The organism is Stenotrophomonas sp. GD03680 (assembly GCF_029844625.1).
Lineage (GTDB): Bacteria > Pseudomonadota > Gammaproteobacteria > Xanthomonadales > Xanthomonadaceae > Stenotrophomonas > Stenotrophomonas maltophilia_P.
The window spans coordinates 1-22,283 of the sequence record NZ_JAOCKC010000024.1 but is presented as its reverse complement, the minus strand read 5'-3'; the positions used below and the strand labels follow the sequence as shown (position 1 = coordinate 22,283).

Annotated in this window: 20 protein-coding genes; 10 read left to right on the top strand and 10 right to left on the bottom strand. The window is 66.5% G+C overall.

All coding sequences use genetic code 11. The features are described 5' to 3' along the window. Positions 1–70 precede the first annotated feature (70 nt). Positions 71–493, top strand: a complete 423-nt coding sequence (locus N5J29_RS16860; protein ID WP_005419509.1) for a F0F1 ATP synthase subunit epsilon — start codon at positions 71–73, stop codon at positions 491–493. A 67-nt stretch (positions 494–560) separates the two neighbouring features. On the opposite strand, the gene N5J29_RS16855 is transcribed toward N5J29_RS16860, so the two are convergent. After that, positions 561–944, bottom strand: coding sequence for a GtrA family protein (locus N5J29_RS16855; protein WP_053518733.1), 384 nt, complete (start codon positions 942–944; stop codon positions 561–563). A gap of 80 nt (positions 945–1,024) precedes the next feature. Here N5J29_RS16855 and glmU point away from each other — a divergent pair, with 80 nt between their 5' ends. Both glmU and N5J29_RS16845 read left to right on the top strand, forming a co-directional pair. After that, positions 1,025–2,392 (top strand): bifunctional UDP-N-acetylglucosamine diphosphorylase/glucosamine-1-phosphate N-acetyltransferase GlmU, encoded by a 1,368-nt coding sequence (gene glmU, locus N5J29_RS16850; RefSeq protein ID WP_065175197.1) that lies wholly within the window; start codon positions 1,025–1,027, stop codon positions 2,390–2,392. Then, on the top strand, positions 2,361–2,912 hold the full coding sequence (locus N5J29_RS16845) for a GNAT family N-acetyltransferase (RefSeq protein WP_164150634.1): 552 nt from the start codon (positions 2,361–2,363) through the stop codon (positions 2,910–2,912). The genes glmU and N5J29_RS16845 overlap by 32 nt, the downstream gene beginning before the upstream one ends. A gap of 94 nt (positions 2,913–3,006) precedes the next feature. On the opposite strand, the gene N5J29_RS16840 is transcribed toward N5J29_RS16845, so the two are convergent. The 7 genes from N5J29_RS16840 to N5J29_RS16810 form a co-directional block, all read right to left on the bottom strand. Continuing rightward, positions 3,007–4,359 carry an ATP-binding protein gene (locus N5J29_RS16840; protein WP_053518729.1) on the bottom strand — a complete coding sequence of 451 codons (1,353 nt, stop codon included), beginning with the start codon at positions 4,357–4,359 and terminating at the stop codon, positions 3,007–3,009. Then, positions 4,356–5,702: a sigma-54 dependent transcriptional regulator gene (locus N5J29_RS16835; protein ID WP_065181787.1), complete on the bottom strand. Its 1,347-nt coding sequence runs from the start codon at positions 5,700–5,702 to the stop codon at positions 4,356–4,358. The genes N5J29_RS16840 and N5J29_RS16835 overlap by 4 nt, the downstream gene beginning before the upstream one ends. Before the next feature lie 123 nt (positions 5,703–5,825). Beyond that, a complete protein-coding gene (locus N5J29_RS16830; protein WP_239519742.1) occupies positions 5,826–6,230 on the bottom strand; it encodes a PDZ domain-containing protein in 405 nt (134 codons plus the stop codon). A 1-nt stretch (position 6,231) separates the two neighbouring features. After that, a complete protein-coding gene (locus tag N5J29_RS16825) occupies positions 6,232–7,455 on the bottom strand; it encodes an FtsX-like permease family protein (protein ID WP_053518725.1) in 1,224 nt (407 codons plus the stop codon). A gap of 16 nt (positions 7,456–7,471) precedes the next feature. Continuing rightward, complete coding sequence (locus N5J29_RS16820) at positions 7,472–8,776, bottom strand: ABC transporter permease (protein WP_053518747.1); 1,305 nt, start codon at positions 8,774–8,776, stop codon at positions 7,472–7,474. A 10-nt stretch (positions 8,777–8,786) separates the two neighbouring features. Beyond that, positions 8,787–9,509 carry an ABC transporter ATP-binding protein gene (locus N5J29_RS16815; protein ID WP_053518723.1) on the bottom strand — a complete coding sequence of 241 codons (723 nt, stop codon included), beginning with the start codon at positions 9,507–9,509 and terminating at the stop codon, positions 8,787–8,789. Between the two features lie 24 nt (positions 9,510–9,533). Continuing rightward, the gene (locus tag N5J29_RS16810; protein WP_053518722.1) at positions 9,534–10,811 is read right to left on the bottom strand and encodes an efflux RND transporter periplasmic adaptor subunit; all 1,278 of its coding nucleotides are present in this window, start codon (positions 10,809–10,811) and stop codon (positions 9,534–9,536) included. A 203-nt stretch (positions 10,812–11,014) separates the two neighbouring features. On the opposite strand from N5J29_RS16810, the gene glmS reads away from it, so the two are divergent. Both glmS and N5J29_RS16800 read left to right on the top strand, forming a co-directional pair. Then, positions 11,015–12,853 (top strand): glutamine--fructose-6-phosphate transaminase (isomerizing), encoded by a 1,839-nt coding sequence (gene glmS, locus N5J29_RS16805; protein WP_164150636.1) that lies wholly within the window; start codon positions 11,015–11,017, stop codon positions 12,851–12,853. A gap of 448 nt (positions 12,854–13,301) precedes the next feature. Continuing rightward, positions 13,302–13,733: a CBS domain-containing protein gene (locus N5J29_RS16800; RefSeq protein WP_164150638.1), complete on the top strand. Its 432-nt coding sequence runs from the start codon at positions 13,302–13,304 to the stop codon at positions 13,731–13,733. 66 nt (positions 13,734–13,799) lie between these two features. Here the strand turns inward: N5J29_RS16800 and N5J29_RS16795 are convergent, their stop codons facing one another. Together N5J29_RS16795 and gloA are read right to left on the bottom strand one after the other, a co-directional pair. Further along, a complete protein-coding gene (locus N5J29_RS16795) occupies positions 13,800–14,228 on the bottom strand; it encodes a VOC family protein (protein WP_053518717.1) in 429 nt (142 codons plus the stop codon). Positions 14,229–14,375: 147 nt separating this feature from the next. Continuing rightward, entirely contained in the window at positions 14,376–14,894 is a 519-nt protein-coding gene (gene gloA / locus N5J29_RS16790; RefSeq protein WP_053518716.1) for a lactoylglutathione lyase, read from the bottom strand. Positions 14,895–15,250: 356 nt separating this feature from the next. Between gloA and N5J29_RS16785 the strand changes: the two genes are divergently transcribed. The 5 genes from N5J29_RS16785 (at position 15,251) to N5J29_RS16765 (ending at position 22,233) form a co-directional block, all read left to right on the top strand. Then, entirely contained in the window at positions 15,251–15,658 is a 408-nt protein-coding gene (locus N5J29_RS16785; RefSeq protein WP_053518715.1) for a CopL family metal-binding regulatory protein, read from the top strand. A gap of 94 nt (positions 15,659–15,752) precedes the next feature. Next, positions 15,753–18,467 carry a TonB-dependent receptor gene (locus N5J29_RS16780; RefSeq protein WP_111186214.1) on the top strand — a complete coding sequence of 905 codons (2,715 nt, stop codon included), beginning with the start codon at positions 15,753–15,755 and terminating at the stop codon, positions 18,465–18,467. Positions 18,468–18,522: 55 nt separating this feature from the next. Next, positions 18,523–19,215: a PepSY domain-containing protein gene (locus N5J29_RS19280; protein ID WP_164150640.1), complete on the top strand. Its 693-nt coding sequence runs from the start codon at positions 18,523–18,525 to the stop codon at positions 19,213–19,215. After that, the gene (locus N5J29_RS16770; RefSeq protein ID WP_343168221.1) at positions 19,212–21,023 is read left to right on the top strand and encodes a 2Fe-2S iron-sulfur cluster-binding protein; all 1,812 of its coding nucleotides are present in this window, start codon (positions 19,212–19,214) and stop codon (positions 21,021–21,023) included. Before N5J29_RS19280 ends, N5J29_RS16770 begins: the two co-directional genes overlap by 4 nt. Before the next feature lie 97 nt (positions 21,024–21,120). Then, positions 21,121–22,233 (top strand): PLP-dependent cysteine synthase family protein, encoded by a 1,113-nt coding sequence (locus tag N5J29_RS16765; RefSeq protein WP_164150644.1) that lies wholly within the window; start codon positions 21,121–21,123, stop codon positions 22,231–22,233. Positions 22,234–22,283 lie beyond the last annotated feature (50 nt).

The window sequence follows — 22,283 nt, the reverse complement described above, 5'->3', positions numbered from 1 at the left end:
CCGGGCAGCCGCCCGGGCCGGTGGACCTCCACGGTGGCATCGCGCCACCGCGAACAGCGAAGAGATTTGCATGAGCACGATCCGTTGCGACATCGTCAGCGCCGAGCAGGAAATCTTCCGTGGCGAAGCGACCCTGGTCGTGGCCACCGGTGAGCTGGGCGAACTGGGCATCGCGCCCAAGCACGCACCGCTGATCACCCGCCTGAAGCCGGGCAAGGTGGTGGTGACCACGCCGAACGGCGAGCAGCTGGATTTCGCCATTTCCGGCGGCATCCTGGAGGTTCAGCCGCAGGTGGTGACCGTGCTGGCCGACACCGCGATCCGCGCGCAGGACATCGACGAAGCCTCGGTCCGCAAGGCCAAGGAAGAAGCCGAGCGCATCCTGGCCAACCGTGGTGAAGCCATGGAAGTGGCCGAAGCCCAGCAGAAGCTGGCCGAGGCCGTGGTCCAGTTGCAGGCGCTGGAGCGCCTGCGCAAGAACCTCAAGCACTGAGGCTCGCCACACCCACAGGAACGCCGGCCTCGTGCCGGCGTTTTTGTTTGTGCGCCATCACCGCCGGTCAGCGGTAGACCACGTGGCGCATCAGCAGGAACGACACCGCCGCCAGTCCGCCCTCGACCAGCGGCTTGGCCAGCCACGCGTAGCGCAGGCCCAGAGCCTGGTCGACCAGGCTGACCAGCAGCGTGCTGGCCGCCGTCAGCAGCAGCCACAGCGCGCAGAAGCGCGCAAAGCGCTTCCAGCCCAGCTTGTGCGTGCCCGGCTCGGCGAACGTGTAGCGACCGTTGAGCCAGAAGCCCAGCAGCATCCCCGCCAGCCGGCCCGTGACGTTGGCCGGTGCAACCGGCAACCCCAGTGCGGTGGCCGCCACGAAGACCACCCAGTCGACCAGCAGCTGCACGAGCCCGATGACGAGGTAGGTGCTTCCCTGGCGGATGAGGCTCATCGGCATGCTGAAGAAGGAGGGGCATCCATGTTAACGGGCCACGCTCTAGAATCGGTGTCATCGAACCACGGATTCCCCCCATGACCCAACCCCTGCACGTGATCATCCTGGCCGCAGGTGCCGGCAAGCGCATGAAGTCGGTGCTGCCGAAGGTGCTGCAGCCGATCGCCGGGCAGCCGATGCTCGCGCATGTCATCGCTGCCGCCCGCGAGCTGGACCCCGCTGCGATCCACGTGGTGTATGGCCATGGTGGCGAGGCAGTGCGGCGCCACTTCGCCGACCAGACCGACCTGCAATGGGCCGAGCAGGCACAGCAGCTGGGGACCGGCCACGCGGTCGCGCAGGCGATGCCGCAGGTGCCCGACGCCGCGCAGGTGCTGGTGCTGTACGGCGATGTGCCGTTGATCCGCGCGCAGACGCTGCGCGACCTGCTGGCGCAGCCGGGCCGGCTGGCCGTGCTTGTGGCCGATGTCGATGACCCGACCGGTTATGGCCGCGTGCTGCGCGACGCCGAGGGCCGGGTCGGCGCCATCGTCGAACAGAAGGACGCCAGCGATGACCAGCTGCGCGTGCGCACGATCAATACCGGCATCATCACCGCCGAATCGACCGCGCTGCGCCGGTGGCTCTCGCAGCTGTCCAACAGCAACGCGCAGGGCGAGTACTACCTGACCGACGTATTTGCCTTTGCAGCCCGTGAGTTCACCCCGGCCGAGATGGCACTGGTGGCCGATGTGCAGGAAGCAGAAGGGGCGAACGATCCCTGGCAGCTGGCGCAGCTCGAGCGCGCGTGGCAGCGCCGCGCAGTACGTGCGCTGTGCGCGCAGGGCGCGCGCGTGCTGGACCCGTCACGGCTGGATATCCGCGGCAGCGTGACGGTCGGCAGCGATGTGCTCATCGATGTCGATGTCATTCTTGAGGGCAAGGTGGTGCTGGGAGATGGCGTGACCATCGGCCCGTTCAATCGACTCAAGGACGTGACGCTCGGGCCGGGCACCGAAGTGCGCGCGCACTGCGACCTGGAAGGGGTGGTCACCGAAGGTGCCGCATCGGTCGGTCCGTTCGCCCGGTTGCGCCCGGGCACCGTGCTCGCCGATGGCGTCCACGTAGGCAACTTCGTGGAGACCAAGAAAGTGACCCTCGGCGTGGGCAGCAAGGCCAACCACCTGACCTATCTGGGCGATGCGGTGATCGGCAGCAAGGTGAACATCGGCGCCGGCACCATCACCTGCAACTACGACGGCGTGAACAAGTCGACCACGACCATCGGCGACAATGCCTTCATCGGTTCCAACAGCTCGCTGGTGGCGCCGGTGCTGATCGGCGAGGGCGCCACCATCGCCGCCGGTTCGGTCATCACCCGCACCGCGCCGGACGGCAAGCTGACGCTGGCACGCGCACGGCAGGAAACCATCGATGGCTGGAAGCGGCCGGTCAAGAAATCGTGAGCCACGGGTTCCGCATGCCGACGAGCTCGGCGTGCTGCCGGCGATCGAACAGCGTGCCGGCGAACTGCTGAAGGGCCACGAAGCCTATCCGGTGTTCGCCGGCCACGGCCTGGATCTGCAGGCGCTGCGGGACGGCCTCCGGCGCGGCCAGCTGTGGGTGGTGGATGACGCCGACGGCGGCGGCATCGCCGGTTACCTGCTGGCAGGCGGGCTGTGCGGCGAATTCCATGTGCTGCAGATGGATGTGGACCCGGCGCATGCGCGTCGTGGCCATGGTCGTGCTTTGCTGCGGCACGCGTTGGCAATGGCCAGGACCCAGGGCTATCGCTCTGCGGTGCTGACGACGCTGGCAGACGTGCCGTGGAATGCGCCGTTCTATGCCGGCGAGGGATTCGTGGGGCTTGCGCAGGAGGAATGGGGTGACGGGCTGCAGGCCGTGATGGCGGAGGAAGCCGCATTGGGGTTTCCGATGCATCTACGGGTGGCGATGCGGCGTGTCCTGTCTTCGATGGATGGCTGAAGGTCGTTCCGGGGTGCCTTCGCCAATGATGTCGGGCAGCGCCGGGTCATGCCCGGCGAGTGGAGCGGCCGCTTCCGCTTCCCGGAGCGTCACCTCACCCCGCCGGCAGCAGGATCGAAACACACAACCCACCCTCACTGCGGTTCTGCAGCGACACCCGTCCACCGTGCGCCTCCACGATCTCCCGGGTCAGCGCCAGTCCCAGCCCGGTACCGTTGCGCTTGGTCGAATAGAACGGCATCAACGCATTCTGCAGTACCTGCTCGTTCATGCCTTTGCCGCGATCAAGCACATCCAGACGCAGCCACTGGGGCAGGCGGGTCAACTGCACCTGCACGTCATCGTTGGGCGGATCGGCTTCCGCGCAGGCTTCGTGCGCGTTCTTCAGCAGGTTCAGCAGTGCCTGCCCGAACTGCGCGATATCGATGCGGCTGCTCATCTCCTCGTCCGGCTCCTGCTCCATGCCGAACGGAATCTGCTGGCGCAGGCTGGACAGGAACGGGGCCCAGTGCACGGTCTGCAGCTGGGGCTGTGGCAGCTTGGCGAAGCGTGCGTATCCGCGGATGAACCCCTCCAGGTGGCGGGCGCGATCTTCGATGGTGGTGAAGATCTCCGGCAGGCGGTCGAACCGCTCACGCTTGACCAGTTCCCCTCCGGAATGCGCCAGCGAGGCAATCGGTGCCAGCGAATTGTTCAGCTCGTGGCTGATCACCCGGATCACCTTCTTCCAGGTCTGGACTTCCTGCCTGCGCAGCTCGGCGGTGAGCAGACGCACCAGCAGCAGATCATGGGGCCGTCCATTGAGATGGAACGCGCGCCGCGAGAGATGGTAGACCTGCTCGTCATCCTCGTCGCCGTCCTCGCCTTCGGCCTGCACCGCGAACAGGCTGTCGCCGCCGCGGGCGATGGCGTCGCGCAGTTCCACCGGCACCTGCTCCAGCACCTCCTCCAGGCGCTGGCCCTCCAGCTTCCAGCCACCATGCAGCAGCTTGCGCGCAGCCAGGTTGGAGAACACCACACGGGCGATGCCATCACCGCCTGATGCGATCAGCAGCATCGCCACGGGCGTGTTCTGCACCATCGTGTCCAGCAGCAGTTCGCGTTGCACCAGACCCTGGCGCTGCTCGCGCAGCACGTCGCCCAGCTCGCGATGTGCCTTCACCAGGTCACCCAGTTCGTCGTTGCCTTCCCAGTGAACGCCGAAGTTGTACTCGCCATCGCGGTAGCTGCTGGTGGTGCCGGACAACGCACGCATCAGCGAGCGGACCGGTGCGGTGGCGCGGCGCAGCGCCCACCACATCAGGGCAAGCAGGATCACCGTGGATACGATGGCCACCGCCCAGCCGTGGTCGAGCCAGTAGGCCAGCAGCCAGGGCAGCGCGGCAGCCAGCGCCAGCACCGGCAGCAGGCGCAGGAACAGGCGGAAGGTGAACGAGCGTCGCTTCATTCGCGCGGAATGCCGTGGCGGTCCATGCGCCGGTACAGTGCCTGGCGGCTGAGACCGAGTTCGGCGGCCGCCTGCGCGATGACCCCATGATTGCGCGCCAGTACCTCCTCGATGCGCGTGCGGTCCGGATCGTTGCCGGCGCTCGGCGCCGGGCGTGGCGCAGCCGGAGCGCGTGGCAGGTTGAGATCGGTCACTTCGATGCGGTTGCCGGTGGCCAGCAGCTCGGCGCGCTGGATCACGTTGCGCAGTTCGCGCACGTTGCCCGGCCACGGGTGCCGTTGCAACGCGGCAGCGGCGGCGCTGGACAACGGCTTGCCGCCCGCCAGGAAGCGTTCGGCCAGCGGCAGGATGTCGCCGGGCCGCTCGGCCAGCGGCGGCAGCACCAGCTCCACGGTGTTGAGGCGGTAGTACAGGTCCTCGCGGAACGTGCCGTCGCGGATCATCGCCGGCAGGTCGGCATTGGTGGCGCTGACCACGCGTACCTTGACCTGGCGTTCGCGGTTGGAGCCCAGGCGCTCGAAGCGACCGGTCTCCAGCACGCGCAGTAGCTTCATCTGCCCGCCCAGCGACAGGTTGCCGATCTCATCCAGGAACAGGGTGCCTCCATCGGCCGCCTCGAACTTGCCTTCGCGCGCCTTGTTGGCACCGGTGTAGGCACCTGCCTCGGCGCCGAACAGCTCGGCTTCGATCAGCTCGGACGGCAGCGCACCACAGTTGACCGTGACGAACGGTCCCTTTGCCACCAGCGAATTGGCCTGGATGATCTGCGCGATCTTCTCCTTGCCGGCGCCATTGGGTCCGGTGATCAGGACCGGCAGTTCGGAGCGTGCGACCTGGCAGGCCAGGGCGATCACGCGTTCACTGGCGGGATCGGCGAAGACGGCACCACTGAGGTCGTACTTCTGTTCCAGCGCGGCGCGCTGACGCTGCTCGCGTTCGCGCCGACGGTCCAGTTCGCGACGTGCTTCGGACAGTTCCAGCAGGTTGTTGACCGTGGTCAGCAGCTTGCGGTCGTCCCAGGGCTTGGCCAGGTAATCGGCCGCGCCGGCCTTGACCAGGTCCACCGCGCTGCTCAGATGGGTCCAGGCGGTCAGCAGGATCACCGGCAGGTCGGGGTGGCGTGCGCGGATCTGCGCGAACAGGGCTTCGCCTTCCTCGCCGGAGGTGGTGTCCTCGCTGAAGTTCATGTCCTGGATCACCAGGTCCACCGGCTGCGATTCGAGCAGGGCCAGGCCTTCGGCCGGGCTCTGTGCCTGCAGCGTGTCGATGTCGTGCAGGGAGAACAGCACGTCCAGCGCGGTGCCCACGCTGGCGTTGTCGTCGATGATGAGGATCGCGGGCATGGACCGGTTCTGGAAAAAGGGATGGGCAGCGCCGGAGAGAGCTGTAGGTTCCAGGGCGCCGGCAGGAGCCGGCGCCACCCATCAAGCATAGCTAAAAGCTGCCGCCCTGCAGCCGGTGCCGGATCACCGTCGTGGCGGCGGCGGAGCCGGCGGCGGTGGTGGTGCGGTGGGCGGTGACAGCAGGGGCCGCCAGCCAGCCAGGGACACCGGCACGGTCAGCGTCTTTCCATCGCGCTGCAGCAGCAGCCGTACGCTGGATGCGTCGGTGGCCTGCATCGCGGCTGTCAGCTGGTCGACCTGCTGCACGGCGGTATCGTCCACGCGCAGGATGCGGTCGCCACGGCGCACGCCGAAGCGCGCCTCCGGATGCGCCGCATCGACCCGCACGTGGCCGCCCGAGGACGCCAGCGCCACATGGGCGCCGTCGTCCTGCCAGCTCATGGTCTGCTGGTTGCTGCTGCCGGCAAGGGCCGGCAGCGGCAGCATCAGCATCAGCATCAGCATCATCGCCAGGAAAGGTGCGCGCATGTCAGGCCCCCCGCGTGGCGACGGCCGGAGGCACGGCGGCCGCCCGGCGCGCAGGGCCGAACACGGCGATCTGGCCCAGTGCCCACAGCAGCACCGCACCCAGCGGCAGGTACAGCAGCGGCATGCGAGGCAGCTCGTACATGTTCATCAACCACAGATTGATGGCGTAGGCCGCCAGCATGCCCAGCACGATGCCCAGCGAGGCCAGCAGGAAGTTCTCGGTCTGGAAGTAGCGCAGCACCTGGCCGCGGGTGGCACCGAGCGCACGGCGGATGCCGATCTGCTTGCTGCGCTGCTGCACCCAGAAGCTGGCCAGGCCGACGATGCCCAGCGCCGTCACCACCAGCAGGGCGATGCATACGGTGACCAGCAGCCCGACCATCGCCCGGTCGTTCTTGAAGTAGTCGTTGCGCTGGTCCTCATAGCTGAGCTTCTCGCGCACCAGGCGGTTGGGATCGTTGCGTTCAAGAGCCGCCAGGGCACCCTTCAGCACTTCATCGCGGCGTTCGGGCGTGGTGCGCAGCATGTACGGGCCGCCGCTGGCGAAGTCGGTGCGCACCGGCAGGATCATCGACAGGGTGGTGTTGTTGTTCCAGTCCGTCGGCGGCGCGAGGTGGGCAACCACGCCCACCACGTGCAGCGCCTGCCGACCCATGTAGAAGGTCTTGCCCAGCGGGTTCTGGCCCGGAAACATCTTCTCGGCCACGGCCTGGTTGAGGATCACTGCCGATGCCTTGTCCGGCGTGGTGCTGGCCGACTTGCGTGCGTCCTCGAAGTCGATGTACTCGCCGGGCAGGAAGTCACGGCCGGCCACCAGCTGCAGGCCCAGGGTGGACAACGCACCTTCGTTGAACATGTACAGCGTCGCCGAGGTCGTCGGCCGTTCCTGGTCGCGCTCGCGCGAGATGCTGGTATTGGACGAGCTGGGGCGGAACGGCAGCTGGTTGACCTTGGTCACGCTGGTCGCACCGGGAACGGCGCGCAGCGCGGCCAGGTCTTCCTGGGTACGCGCCATGGCATTGGTCTGGGTGCCGATGCCGCTGGTACGGACGATCACCAGTTCGTTCTCGGCCAGGCCGCTGGGCTGGGTGATCTTCTCCACGCGCTGGCTGACCAGGAACAACGCATTGCAGACGATGGCGCAGGTCAGCGCGATTTCCAGCACGATCAGGGCAGCGGCGGTCTTGTGCCGGCGCAGCGTGCTGAGGATGGGGCGGATATCCATGGCAGTGTCCTTGTGCTTACTGCGACTTGAGCTGGATGGCGGGGGTGACCTGCATGGCACGCCAGGCCGGAAGGAATCCGGCGGCCAGGCTGGCGAGCAGGGTCAGGCCGAGTGCGAGCAGCAGCATGCTGCCGTCCAGATGGGCCAGCTGGGCGTACTCCACCGGCTGCCTGCGCACTGCGGCCAGACCGATCAGGGCCAGGCCGATGCCGAGCACACCGCCGACCACGCCGATGGCACCGGCTTCGACCAGGCATTGCAGGAAGATCTGCCCACGGCTGGCACCCAGCGCACGCCGCACGCCGATCTCACCGCTGCGGCGCAGGAATTTGGCCAGCAGCAGACCGACCGTATTGACCAGGCACACGCCCAGGAAGCCCAGCGCCAGCCACATCTGCAGGCGCACGTCGCTGGGCACCGCACCGTTGAAGTCCAGCCACTCCATGACGCTGCGCACGCGCACATTGGCGGGACGCTCGAAGCGGCCTGCAGCGCGCTGCTGGTCGGAGTAGTTCACCAGATAGCGACGGTAGTCATCGACCTTGCCCGGCTCCAGCTCGACCCAGTACTGGATCCAGGTGCAGGCCGCACTGAGCGAGTGGCTGTCGCCGCCCGGGCCACCGTCGCGGAAGCAGTTCATGTTGCCGTTGTTGCCGAAATCCAGATCCATGGCGGTGGAGAACGGCACCAGCAGGTCCTCGTCCTTGCCGTAGGAACCGGTGGTCAGGTCGAAGAACTGCGGTTCGGGATTCCATTCCTTCATCACGCCGATCACGCGCAGCGACTGGCTGTTCACGCGGATCTCCCGGCCCACGCTGTTGGCGCCCTGGAACAGCTTTTCATTGATGGCCTTGGACAGCACCACCACGCGGCTGTGTGCATCGTCGTCGCTGGCAGACCAGGCGCGGCCGTACTGCATCGGCACGTTGAACATCGGGAAGAAGTCCGCCGAGGTCCAGCGCGTATCCACCGAGAACGGCTTGAGGGTGCTGCCCTCCGGCTCGACGATGGCACTGCCGCCACTCATCATCGCCTGGTGCACGGCGCGCTTCTCGCGCAGCAGGGCTTCGGCGTCGAACCGCGTCATCTGGCCTTCCGGCTCCTCGTCCGTCAGGTAGCCGGAGCGCGGCCGCGGATCGAGCTGCGCGTAGAACAGGCGGTCGCTCTTCTCCGGAATCGGATCGCCGGACAGGACATGGAACACGGTCAGGGTGGTCATCGAGGCACCGATGCCCAGTGCGATGGCCACCACCATCAGCGCGGTCAGTACCTTGTTGCGGCGGAAGCTGCGTACCGCCAGTCGAGCGTAGTAGGCGAACATGGGCATGCCCTCACTCGTTGACGGCGACGATGCGGCGCGGGGTGGCCAGCACCGGCTCGCGCACCAGGTCGGTGACCTGGCCATCGACGATGTGCACGTTGCGCTGCGCACGCGCGGCCAGTTCCGGATCATGGGTGACCATGACGATGGTGGTGCCGGCCGCGTTGATTTCCTCCAGCAGCTCCATCACGCCACGTGCCATCTGCGTATCCAGGTTGCCGGTCGGTTCGTCGGCCAGCAGCAGGCGCGGGCTGCCGGCGAGGGCACGGGCAATCGCCGCGCGCTGCTGCTGGCCGCCGGACAGTTCGTTCGGGTAGTGCTTCATGCGTGAGCCCAGGCCGACCTGGGTCAGCGCCTTCTCGATGCGCTCACGGCGCTCGCCGGCACTCATCTTGCGGTAGCGAAGCGGCACGTCGACGTTGTCGAACAGGTTCAGGTCCGGAATCAGGTTGAAGCCCTGGAAGATGAAGCCGATCTTCTGGTTGCGCAGGCGGCTGCGCGCATCGTCACCGAGCTGGCTGACATCCTCGCCATCAAGCAGGTAGGTGCCGCTGGTGAAGGTTTCCAGCAGGCCGGCGATGTTGAGGAAGGTGGTCTTGCCGGAGCCGGAGGGACCGGTGACGGCGACGAACTCGCCCTCCTTGACCTGCAGTTCCAGCGAGCGCAGTGCATGGGTTTCCACCTGTTCAGTGCGGAAGACCTTGGCGACCGAACGCATTTCGAGCATGTACATGGGGTGTCCTCTCTCCAGGATGTATCAGTTGACGGAGACGCGTTCGGCGTCCTTGAACAGGTCGCTGCCGGAGACCACGATACGGTCGCCCGGCTGCACACCCGACTTGATTTCCACTTCGCCCAGGCTGCTGACGCCCAGTTCCACCGGACGGCGCACCGCCGTGCGGCCATCCATCACGTAGGCCACGCCGTTGCCCTGTTCGACGAACGGGCCGCGCTCGACCTTCAGCACGTTCTTGCGGGTATCCAGCAGCACCCGGACCGACATGCGCTGGCTCTGGCGCAGGCCTTCGGGCTGCTTGTCGGCGAAGCGCACGCGGGCATTGACCTCGCCGTTCACCACTTCCGGCGACACCGCGCTGATCTCGCCCGGGAACGGCTGGCCGTTGCCGCCGGTGAGCTGTGCGGGCATGCCGATGGCCAGATCACGAGCGAAGCTTTCCGGAACCTTGATCTCGACTTCGAACTTGGACAGGTCCACCACGCCCAGCACCGGCGCATTGGCCGCCAGGTTGGTGGACTGGGTGGCCTGTACCTGGCCCACCTGGCCATCGAACGGCGCGCGCAGGGTCAGCGCATCGACCTGGCGCTGCACTTCGGCCACCACCGCCTTCTGGCGATCGGCCAGCAACCGCTTGTTGCGTGCATCCAGGTCGGCGCCCTGGCTCTGCAGGCGGGCATCGGTGGTGGCGTTGGCAAGGCTGATGTCGGCCTTCTTCAGGCTGTCCTGGGCCTTGGCCAGGTCGATCTGCGGCACGGCACCGCCGTCGAAGCCGCGCTGGTAGCGTTGCAGGTCGCGATCGGCAGCCTGGCGCTCGATGGTGGCCTGATCGGTTTCCTTGCGCGACTTGGCGCGGGCCAGCGTTGCGTCCAGCGCGGCGCGGCTGGCCTCGGCTTCCAGGCCAGCCAGGGTGGCCTGTTCCTGGGCCAGCTTGCTGCGCAGTTCCGGGCTGTCGATGATCGCCAGCTCCTGTCCCTTCTTGACCACGTCGCCGGCCACGACCTTCAGGTCCACGGTACCGGCGGAGATCGCATACAGCACCGGGCTGTTGGCGGCGATCACACGGCCGTCGGCAGCGATGTCACGCACCAGGTCGCCACGTTGCACTTCGGCGATGCGCACCCGGCTGCTGTCGAACGAGCGGCTGGCGTTTGCCCAGGCGTACACGGCCCAGCCGATGCCGGCGAGCAGGGCGATGCTGCCCAGTGCCGGCCAACGGTAGCGATGCCAGGCGGCGGCGGTCGGGCGGGCCGGGGTGGAGGAAACGATCTGGTCCTGGGCGGAAGTGTCGCGGATCATCGGGTTCGTGCCTGACGGTGGTGATCCATACCAAGCACGTTGCGTGCCAACTTTATTTCCTTTTTTATCAATGATTTGCAATTCGAGTGGCGGTGTCCGGGTGTCCGCGGACACCTGTGCGGACACATTCATTAAGCGGACAGGAGGGGGAAACCGGACACGCACGCTAGAATGCCGCGACCGTCTTCAAGGAAATGCGTGACATGTGTGGAATCGTGGGAGCGATCGCTGATCGCGACGTGGTGCCGGTGCTGATCGAAGGTCTGAAGCGACTGGAGTACCGCGGCTACGATTCTTCAGGCATCGCGGTGATCGACGCGACCGATCAACCTGACGTGCACCGCGTCCGCCGTACCGGCCGGGTCGCCGAGATGGCCGCGGCCGCCGCCGCCGAGGGGTTCAATGCGCAGCTGGGTATCGGCCATACGCGTTGGGCCACCCATGGCGGCGTCACCGAGGCCAATGCGCATCCGCACATCAGCCAGGGCGTGGCCCTGGTCCACAACGGCATCATCGAGAACCATGAAGAACAGCGCGAGCGGCTGCGCGCGCTGGGCTACACCTTCGAGTCGCAGACCGACACCGAAGTGATCGCCCACCTGATCCATCATCATCTGCAGAGCGGTGACGATCTGCTGGTGGCGCTGCAGCGCACCGTGAAGGAACTCACCGGCGCCTATGCACTGGCCGTGGTCAGCCGTGCCGAGCCGGAGCGCTTCGTCTGCGCACGCATGGGCTGCCCGCTGCTGGTCGGCCTGGGCGAGGGCGAGAATTTCGTTGCCTCCGATGTCTCGGCGGTGATCTCGGCCACCCGCAAGGTGATCTTCCTGGAGGAGGGCGACACGGCCGAGGTGCGCCGCGAGGGTGTGCGCATCTTCGACGAGCACGATCATCCGGTACAGCGCGAGGTGCACCTGTCCGACGTGTCGCTGGCCTCGCTGGAACTTGGCCCTTACCGCCATTTCATGCAGAAGGAAATCCACGAGCAGCCGCGCGCGCTGGGTGACACCATCGAGGCGGCGATCGACGCCGGTGGCTTCCCGGCCGAGCTGTTCGGCAGGAATGCCGAGGCGGTGCTGGCGGGCATCGAAGGCGTGCAGATCCTGGCGTGTGGCACCAGCTACTACGCCGGCCTGACCGCGCGCTACTGGATCGAGTCCATCGCCGGCCTGCCGTGCAGCGTGGAGATCGCCAGCGAATACCGGTACCGCGCGGCGTATGCGAACCCGAAGCACCTGGTGGTGACGATCTCCCAGTCGGGCGAAACGCTGGACACGATGGAGGCGTTGAAGTACGCCAAGTCGCTCGGCCACCGACACACGCTGTCGATCTGCAACGTGCCGGAAAGCGCGATTCCGCGTGCCAGTGAACTGGTCTGCTATACCCGTGCCGGTGCCGAGATCGGCGTGGCCTCGACCAAGGCATTCACTACCCAGCTGGCCGCGCTGTTCCAGCTGACCGTGGTGCTGGGCAAGCTGCATGGGCGCGTCGATGCCGCACAGGAGGCCGACTATCTGGAGCAGCTGCGCTTCCTGCCGGGCAGCGTGCAGCACGCGTTGAACCTGGAGCCGCAGATCGCGGCCTGGGCCGAGCGCTTCGCGCGCAAATCCAACGCGCTGTTCCTGGGTCGTGGCCTGCACTATCCGATCGCACTGGAAGGTTCGCTCAAGCTCAAGGAGATCTCCTATATCCACGCCGAGGCGTATCCGGCGGGCGAGCTCAAGCACGGTCCGCTGGCGCTGGTGGACGAGGACATGCCGGTGGTGGTGATCGCCCCCAACGACAGCCTGCTGGAGAAGGTGAAGTCCAACATGCAGGAAGTCCGCGCGCGGGGAGGCGAGCTGTTCGTGTTCGCCGACCAGGACAGCAACTTCTCCGAAAGCGAAGGTGTGCATGTGATCCGTACGCCGCGCCACGCGGGTGTGCTCAGTCCGGTGGTGCATACCATTCCGGTGCAGCTGCTGGCCTACCACACCGCACTGGCGCGTGGCACCGACGTGGACAAGCCGCGCAATCTGGCCAAGAGCGTGACGGTGGAGTAACCGCCATCGGCTGCATGGGATGCTTCAGGTGAAGGGGGCCGCGTGGCCCCCTTTCGTTTGCGCCGCTCACAGCGCCAAGTGGGACACCCGCAGGGTGTTCTGTCCGCGCTCGGCAGCAGGCAATCAATCTTTAACGTGCAGCTCCGCGTGTGTTCAGCGGCGGTTTCAGCCGCAGTGCCATTCTCTGGATCGTCGGCAGGTTCCCACGACGTACTGTCCTATCGATGCCGGTAGTGACCGAGGATCGCAGTCGTAGAATCGAGCCGACCGAGATACGGGTTGCGTTGCCGGACCCGCCTCGTTCGCGTTGCAGCACCTCGCCTTGCCGATGCATTTCCCATGGGCAGACCGGTGCGCCAGACGTGCGCTGAAAGGTCTGTTCCCGGGGAGGGGGCGAATCGGAAGAGCACACTTTTTTGACTTCAGTGACCTGCAACAGGAAACAAGAATGAACGTCCGCGAACTCCTGCAATCCAAGAAAGAAGCTGTCATCACCATCGATGCGGAAGACACCATCGGTGCCGCCGCCCACAAGATGAGCGCGAACAGGATCGCTGCCCTGGTGGTGATGAAGGATGATGCGCCGGTCGGCATCATCTCCGAGAAAGACATCGTGCGTACCCTGGCTGACGATGGCCCGCAGGCCGGCCGCCGGGTGATTTCCACCTTGCCATCCACGGGACTGGAAGGCATCGCACCGGAGGCCACCCTGAAGCAGGCCATGTCGTTGATGACGTACTCGCGGCGCCGTCATCTGATGGTCACCGATGGCGCGCGCCTGGTCGGCATCCTCAGCCTGGGCGACATCGTGAAGAATCTGCTGGGCGAGCTGGAGCTGGAAAAGGCCGTGCTGCAGGACATCTACATGGCCGCGCATTGACGCCGGCGCAGTAGAAAAAAAGAAGCCGGGCACTGCCCGGCTTCTTCGTTCACGGCAGCGGTGGAATCAGAACGTCACCTTCACCGAATCGGCGCTGTAGCGCGCCGGGCCGTGATAGACCACCTCGATGTTGTTGCCATCCGGGTCAAGCACGAACGCGCCGTAGTAGCCCGGATGATAGGGGCGCTCGCCCGGTGCGCCGTTGTCGGTGCCGCCAGCGGCGATGGCGGCAGCATGAAACGCATCGACGGTCGCCGCATCGCGCGCCTGGAATGCCAGGTGGTGGCGTCCGGTCAGCTGGCCGGCAGCGGCTTCGCTGCTGGCGGTGGAAATGAACAGCTCGTCAGCCCAGAAATAGTCCGGCCCTTCGCCGGCAACCGGAATGCCGATCGTGTCGAACACCGCCTGGTAGAAGCGGCGGCTGGCCGGCAGGTCGCGCACCACCAGCTGCAGGTGATCGATCAATCGACCGCGGTGCAGTTCCATAGTTTCCATGCGTACCTCTACAGAAAAGGGGACAGTGTGGATAGCGCCGGGCCGCGCCCGGCGAGCGCGCAGCGCGGCCTGCTTCCCGTGCGATGAATATCGGAGCAAGGCCGCCGGGCATGGCCTGGCGCCAGCGCAATTGTGCCCCTTTCCGGATCAGGCGTTGGCGATGATTTCCACCCAGTAGCCGTCAGGGTCCTTGATGAAGGCGATGTTCTTCATGCGACCGTCGGTCAGGCGCTTCTGGAACGGCACGCCCAGATCTTCGAAGCGCTGGCAGGCAGCTTCCAGCTCGGGCACCGAGACGCAGATGTGGCCGAAGCCGCGCGGATCGCTGTTGCCGTCGTGGTAGACCGGGCCATCCTGGGCTTCAGTGCCGTGGTTGTGGGTCAGCTCCAGCACGCCCGGCAGGCCGGCCATCCACAGGCGGCGCTCGGCATCGTCTTCCGGCACCACGGCGCCGGACGGCACGTAGGCCAGGAAATACAGGCTGAACTGCGCTTCGGCGAAGTCACGCTTGTCGATCAGCCGGTAGCCCAGCACGCGGGTGTAGAAGTCCAGCGAGGCGGTGATGTCCTTCACCCGCAGCATGGTGTGGTTGAACACGAAGCCGGTGGTTTCGGCCGGGGCCTGGGCGGCGACGCCGGGGACCTGTTGGAGGGAAGAAAGGCTCATGATTCGCGTCCTGTCAGCAGTAGAGGGAAATGACCCGCGGAGAGTGGCTGGAAGTTGCATCTGAAACCGGCAGTTGCCGGAACCCGCACTTCGCTTGCATCCTCGTTGTCGATCTGGGATCGTCGGGTCATGTTGCAGCGCAGGATAATCGGTGTGCGTCCGCAATGGGATGAGCGCTTCCGCAACGCCGGGTGAAATACCTGCAACCGGAGCAGTACGGCGCGGCAGTGGGACGCAGGGGAATCCGGCAGGGATGGCGAGACGCCCGCGCATCGTCGCGGGCGGTTGACAGCCCGTTGCCTGCCGCGCTAATGATTGTATGTATATACAAATAACCGAGGGTCTTCAGGGGTCCCATGCCTTACCGCCGATGGCTGCCGCTGCTGCTGATGGCCGTGCTCCTCTTCGAAGGTGTCTTCGGAGCGTGGGCGGGGACGCGCATGGCGCTACCTGGCGGGGACGCTGCAGGCTCCGCGGGCCGGGCGATTGCGGGCTGCCAGGCAACACCGCGCAGCGCGGCACCGGCGTCGGGCCACACCCGCCATGATCAGGCGCCGGTGGCCGCCGGCGACGTGCACAAGGATCACTGCAGCTGTGTCGATGCGGCCGGCTGCGACTGCCGCTGCCTGTTGAGTCTCTACCCTCCGATGCCATCGCTGCTGCTGCCCAGCGCCCATCCGCGCATCGCGCTGGACATTGCGCTGCCGGCACTGATCCTGCCTGCCAGCAAACTTTCCCGCGTATTCCGACCTCCCATCGCCTGAGCGGCTGTCCCCGCGTCGACATGACGCCGTCGTGTCCCTTTGCCCGAATCGTGGCGGGGGCACCCAGAGACAGTATTCCTGCGGGAGAGAGAACATGTATCTGAAGTCCAATGCCATGGCTGCGGCCATCGGCAGTCTGCTGTGCGTCTCCGTTGTCCACTCCGTCGCCGCGCAGGATGCGCAGTCGCCCGATGCGAAGGCACGCACGCTGGATACCGTGCAGGTGACCGGCAGCCACATCAAGCGCGCGCAGCTGTCAGGCGTCGGCCCGGTGAGCGTGGTCGATGCCGAGGCCATCGAACGTTCCGGCGCCACCTCGGTGGAAACCCTGCTGCAGCGCCTGCCGGCCTCGGCAGGGTTCGCGGGCAGCCAGAGCAATGCGTACTGGGCCGAGAACGGCTACGGCACCACCCAGGTCAATCTGCGCGGTCTCGGCATCAACCGGACCCTGGTCCTGCTCAACGGCCGGCGCATCGTCAATGGCGGCACCGGCGCCAACAGTTCGGTCGACCTCAATGTCATTCCGGTCTCACTGATCGAGCGCGTGGAGGTGCTCAAGGACGGTGCATCGGCAATCTATGGCGCCGATGCGGTGGCTGGCGTGGTCAACATCATCACCAAGCAGGGATTCGAGGGTGCCGAAGCGGTGGTGCGCTATGGCCAGACCAGCCAGGGCGACGGCGAGGAAACCTCGGTCGATGTCAGCTGGGGTGTCAGCAGCGAACGCGGCTCGCTGATGGCTGCGGTCAGCTACTTCGACAGCGGAGCGGTCAACATGGCCTCGCGCGCGCCCTGCGGCCTGATCGAATCCGATGGCCGGCTGGTCTGCTCCGGCAGTTCGTCCACCATCGGTGGTCGTGCACTGCTGGCAGATGGCCGACGGGTCAACTTCAACCAGGTGCCCGGGGGCGACGGCGATTTCTACGAGCCCTATTCGGCGGCCAAGCACAACTACAACGGCAATCCCACGCTCAACGCGGTCAACCCGATCGAGCGGCTCAGCCTGAGCGTATTCGGCGACAGCCAGTTGAATGACAGCACGCGTGCGTTCATCGAAGCGATGTACACCAACCGCCAGTCCAGGCAGCTGGCGACCTCGGGTGGACTGGGCGTCTACCGGCCGATCAACATCGCCGCTGATCACCCGACCAATCCCACCGGGCAGGATCTGCTGCTGCAGCGCCGGCGCCTGGAAGAGGCCGGTCCCCGCCACTTCTTCCAGGAGACCGACACCTACCGGGTGGTAGCGGGCCTGAAAGGCCAGTTCGGCACCAGCTGGGACTGGTCGGTGGCCTTCAACTGGGGGCGCAACACCGGCGTGGATGGTTCGGACAATGTCGCCAACCTCGATCGCGTCGACCAGACGCTGGACCGGTCCCTGTGCAGTACCGCGCCCGGCGCAGCGATTCCCTGCGGCGACTATCTCGGCTACGGGGACCTGAGCCGTGACGTGCTGGATTACATCCTGTACACCTCGCGCGATACCGGCGGAAACGAGCAGAAGAGCTTCACCGCCAATCTCAGCGGGCAGATCTTCGAGCTGCCGGCAGGCTGGGTTGGATTCGCCGCGGGCGTGGAGGTGCGCAGGGAGCGCGGTTGGCGTGATCCGGATCCGTTGACCGTGCTCGGCATCGGCAACACCAACCAGCAGGATCCGATCGCCGGGCGATACACGGCCAAGGAAGCGTACATGGAGCTGGCGGTGCCGCTGCTGCAGGACGCGGTCATCGCAGATTCGCTGTACCTCAACCTGGCCGGCCGCGTGTCCGACTACGACCTGTTCGGGCGCGACTTCAACTACAAGGCCGGGCTGGACTGGCAGGTCAGCCCTTCGCTGAAGCTGCGCAGCACCTATGCTACGGCATTCCGCATTCCCAACATCCCCGAACTGTTCGGTGGCGTGTCCGAGGGCAACCTCACCACCACCGACCCCTGCAGTGGCTGGAGCGGACTGCCGGCCAGCTCGATCGTGCGTGCGAACTGCCAGGCCGATGGCGTGCCGGCTGGTTACGTGCAGCCGGGCAACACCATCCTGACCACGTCCGGCGGCAATGCGGATCTCGAGCCGGAAGATGCGACCTCCTTCACCGCCGGGGTGGTGTGGACACCCACGTTCGCACCCGGGCTGACGCTCACCCTGGACTACTACCGCATCCGCATCGAAAACGCGATCCAGCGCATCGCCGGTTCCACCAAGTTGGCCATCTGCTACAACACTCCCTCGCTGGCGCATCCGTTCTGCGACGCCAGCAACTTCACCCGGGACCCGCGCACCGGCGAAGTGAACTACCTGTCGTCGCAGCCGGTGAACACGGCCGATGAACAGGTCAGTGGCTACGACCTGGGCGCACTCTACGAGTTCAAGCCGTGGGGCATGGACGCCAGCATCAGTGCCGACATCTCCTACCTTCAGCGTTATGACGTGCGCCCGTATGCCGGAGCAGAGGTGATCACGTATGCCGGCAGGATCACCGGCGGCCGTGGCAGCTATGCCAAGTGGCGTGGACTGATGTCGATGAACGCGTCCCGTGGGCAATGGTCCGGTACCTGGACCACCCAGTACATCGGCCGGGCCGACGACATCAATGCCGCGCGTGGCGACATCGGTGATCATGCGCCATCGGTGTTCTATCACAATCTCCAGCTCAGGTACGCGGTCAGCAAGGCGCTGGATGTGGCGCTGGGCGTGGACAACGTCTTTGATCGCTCGGCGCCGTTCATCCAGAGCTATACCGACGCCAACACAGACACCATGACCTACGACCTGCTCGGTCGTCGCTGGTATGCACGCATCGGCTACCGCTGGTGATCGCACGCGCCCCCGTCGCCTGCGGCGGGGGTGCTCCGCAAGGGAGAGAAGGTAGATGAAACCCGCATTCTGGGCGCGCCGCGCCCACAAATGGATCGGACTGGTGATCGGTGTGCAGGCGCTGTTGTGGATGCTCAGCGGGGTCTACATGACCGTGGTGCCGCTGCAGGTGATCCATGGCGACCACCTGGCGCATGTCCGTGGCGAACCGCTGGCGCCGGCGCATGATCGGGTCGGTGTCGATGTGCTGGCCGCGCGTTATCCCGGCCTGCAGTCGCTCCGCCTCAAGCGGCTGCTGGAGCGTGAGGTCTACGACGTCCAGCGCGGACCGGAACGCTTCCTGGTCGATGCCCGCAGTGGAGAGCGCCTGCCGCGGCTGGACCGGGATGGCGCCATCGCGCTGGCCACAGCGCTGTACCAGGGCGCAGGCGAGGTCGCGCGGGTGGAATGGGTGACCCGTGCGCCGTCGGAAGTGAAGACGCGACCGGTGCCGATGTGGGCCGTCCATTTCGCTGACCGCGGAAGCACCACGCTGTACCTGTCACCGGACAGCGGTGAACTGCTGGCGCGCCGGCACAGCCTGTGGCGCTGGTTCGATTTCCTGTGGATGTTCCACATCATGGACTACGAGCAGCGCACCGACGTCAACAATGGCCTGCTGCGCATCGCATCGGTGATCGGGCTGGCATTCGGTCTCAGTGGCGTGTGGCTGCTGTTCTACAGCTTCGGCCAGAGGAGGCGCGCATGACGCCGTGGCTGCGCCGGTTGCACAGGTGGATCGGGGTGCTGGTCGGACTGCAGTTCCTGGTCTGGCTCGGCAGTGGACTGGGCATGAGCCTGCTTGACCCGGACCGGATCGCTGGCACTTCGCAGCGGGCTGCGCCCCCGGCGCCCCCGGCATGGCCGGCAGACAGCGTCTCACCGGCCGATGCACTGCGAGCCGCACGATGGCCGGCCGCGACCCTGGACAGCGGCTGGCTGCTGCAGACGCCGGTGTATCGACTGCAGTCAGCGGAAGGCACCGAAGTGATCGATGCGCGTGATGGCAGGCGCATCACCATCGATCCGGTGATCGCGCTGCGCGTCGCGCAGGCCGCCTACCGTGGCCAGGGCGTGCCCGCAGTGCCGGTGCATCTGGCGCACAGTCTGGAGACGCGCAGCCATCCCGATCCGGTCTGGCGGGTGGACTTCGGTGATGCGCAGGACACCACCGTCTACGTCTCCGCCGACAGTGGACAGGTGCTCGAGCATCGCACCGCGACGTGGCGGCTGTTCGATGTGTTCTGGATGCTGCATATCATGGACTACGCGGCGCGGGCCAACTTCAACAATCCGCTGGTGGTGGGGATGGGGCTGGGGGGGCTGTGGATGGCCTTGACCGGCGCGTGGCTGCTGCTGGCAAGCGTCCGCCTGCATGAGTTCGTTCCACATCGATGGCGCAGCCGCCGGCAGTTGGCAGTGTTCGCCCCGGGAGGCACGCACCTGCGCACCGTGGCCGCGGCGCAGGGGGACAGTGTCTACCTGGCGCTGGCCCGCGAAGGCGTGAACCTGCCTTCCAACTGCGGCGGCGGGCAGAGCTGTGGATTGTGCGAAGTCCGGGTCCGTGGACAGGCTGGAACCCCTTCCGCCGCAGATCGGGCGCACCTGGCCGGATCGCGGCTGAAGGTCGGCTGCCGGCTCGCCTGCAACCTGCAGGTGGGGGCGGATATGGAGATCGAGGTGTCCGGCGGTGCCAGCCTGTGGACCGAGCATGAGGCAACGGTCGAGCGGATCGAAGCGGTGACCCCGTTCCTGCGCGAGATCCACCTGCGTCCGGACCACGCCGCCGACGCACTCTATCAACCCGGCTGCTACCTGCAGCTGCATGTGCCCGAATACGAGCTGCCCCGTTCCGCGCTCTGGCATCCGGACGAACACCGGCAGGACTGGGCACCGTTGGCCCTGCCGGAAACCCTGCACAACAAGGCGGCGGTGCGTCGTTCGTACTCGCTGGCGATGCCGGTTGCCGCCGAAGCGGGGCGCCTGGTGCTGCTGGCCCGGTTCAGCCCTGGCTGGCAGCAGGGCAAGCGGCATCCGCCGGGCAAAGGGTCCAGCTATCTGTACGCGTTGCGCCCCGGCGATCGCGTCCGCTACAGCGGACCGTTCGGTGATTTCGCGCTCAGCGGCGTGTCCCGGGAAAAGATCTTCATCGGAGCCGGCGCCGGCATGGCGCCGCTGCGGGCGATGATCGAACATCGGCTTTCCGAGGGAGGGCAGGAGCGCATCCACTACTGGTACGGTGCCCGCAGCGATCGCGATTGCCCCTACATGGCGCAGATGCAGGCCCTGCAGGCAGCGCACGCGAACTTCAGCTGGCATCCCGTCTGGTCCGGGCAGGGAACTGGCCGGCGCGTGCATGACGCCATCCATGAGGATCTGCTGCAGCGGCATCCGGATCTTTCCGGCTGCGAGTTCTACCTGTGCGGGCCACCACCGATGCTGGCCGCGACCCGGCAGCTGCTGCAGCGGCTGGGGGTGACGGAAGAGCGGATCGCATACGACGATTTCAAGATCTGAAGTGGAGGCGCCGTGGCCGTGCAGGGCGGCCGCGGCGCCCGTTGCAGCGGTGCGGGCGGAGTAGAATGCGCAGCTGTACTCACCGAAGTGGCGTTCCATGTCCCAGCGCGCCTGGGTGGCTGCGGCCATCCGCAAGATCGAAGCCGATTTCAACCGGTCCGCCGATACCCACCTGATCCCGATGGCGCTGCCCGGGTTCGAAGGCATCGATGTCTACCTGAAGGATGAATCCAGCCACCCCACCGGCAGCCTCAAGCACCGCTTGGCGCGTTCGCTGTTCCTGTACGCGCTGGCCAACGGCTGGCTGCGCGAAGGGCGGCCGGTGATCGAGGCGTCGAGCGGCTCGACCGCGGTGTCCGAAGCGTATTTCGCACGCCTGCTGGGGTTGCCCTTCATCGCGGTGATTCCGGCCACGACCTCTCCGGAAAAGATCGCTGCCATCGAATTCCATGGTGGCCGCTGCCACCTGGTCGAGCGCGCCTGTGATCTCAACTGCGAATCGGAACGGCTGGCGCGCGAAACCGGCGGTCACTTCATGGACCAGTTCACCTACGCCGAACGGGCCACTGACTGGCGCGCCAACAACAACATCGCCGAGTCCATCTTCAAGCAGATGGCCGAAGAGCCCAGCCCGGTACCCGAGTGGATCGTGTGCAGCCCAGGCACCGGCGGCACTGCGGCCACGCTGGGCCGCTACGTCAGCTACCGTCGGCACGACACCCGCATCCTCTGCGCGGATCCGGAGATCTCGGTGTTCTTCGAGGGCTACCAGGCGGCGGTGGCGGGCGAGCAGCAGTGGCGTGACCTGACCTGCAGCGGTGGCTCCCGTGTGGAAGGCATCGGCCGACCGCGGGTGGAGCCGAGCTTCATTCCAACCAGCGTCGATGCGATGGTGAAGGTGCCGGATGCATTGAGCCTGGCAGCCATGCGCCACGTCAGCCGGCAGCTCGGTCGGCGCGTGGGAGGCTCCACCGGCACCAACTTCATCGGTGTGCTGCAGGCGGCGCAGTGGATGCGCGACGCCGGCCGCCACGGCAGCATCGTCAGCATCCTGTGCGACAGTGGCGAGCGCTACGCGCAGAGCTATTACGACCCGGCGTGGTACGCACGACAGGGCATCGATGTGGACGGTGCCGATGCGCAGCTGGCCGCGGCCGTGGCGGGTCAGGGCCTGCCTGCGCTGCCGTGCTGCAGCCTGGAAGCGCTGTAAGCCTGCGGTGCCTCCGCCGGGCATGGCCCGGCGCTACCGGGATCGACGGG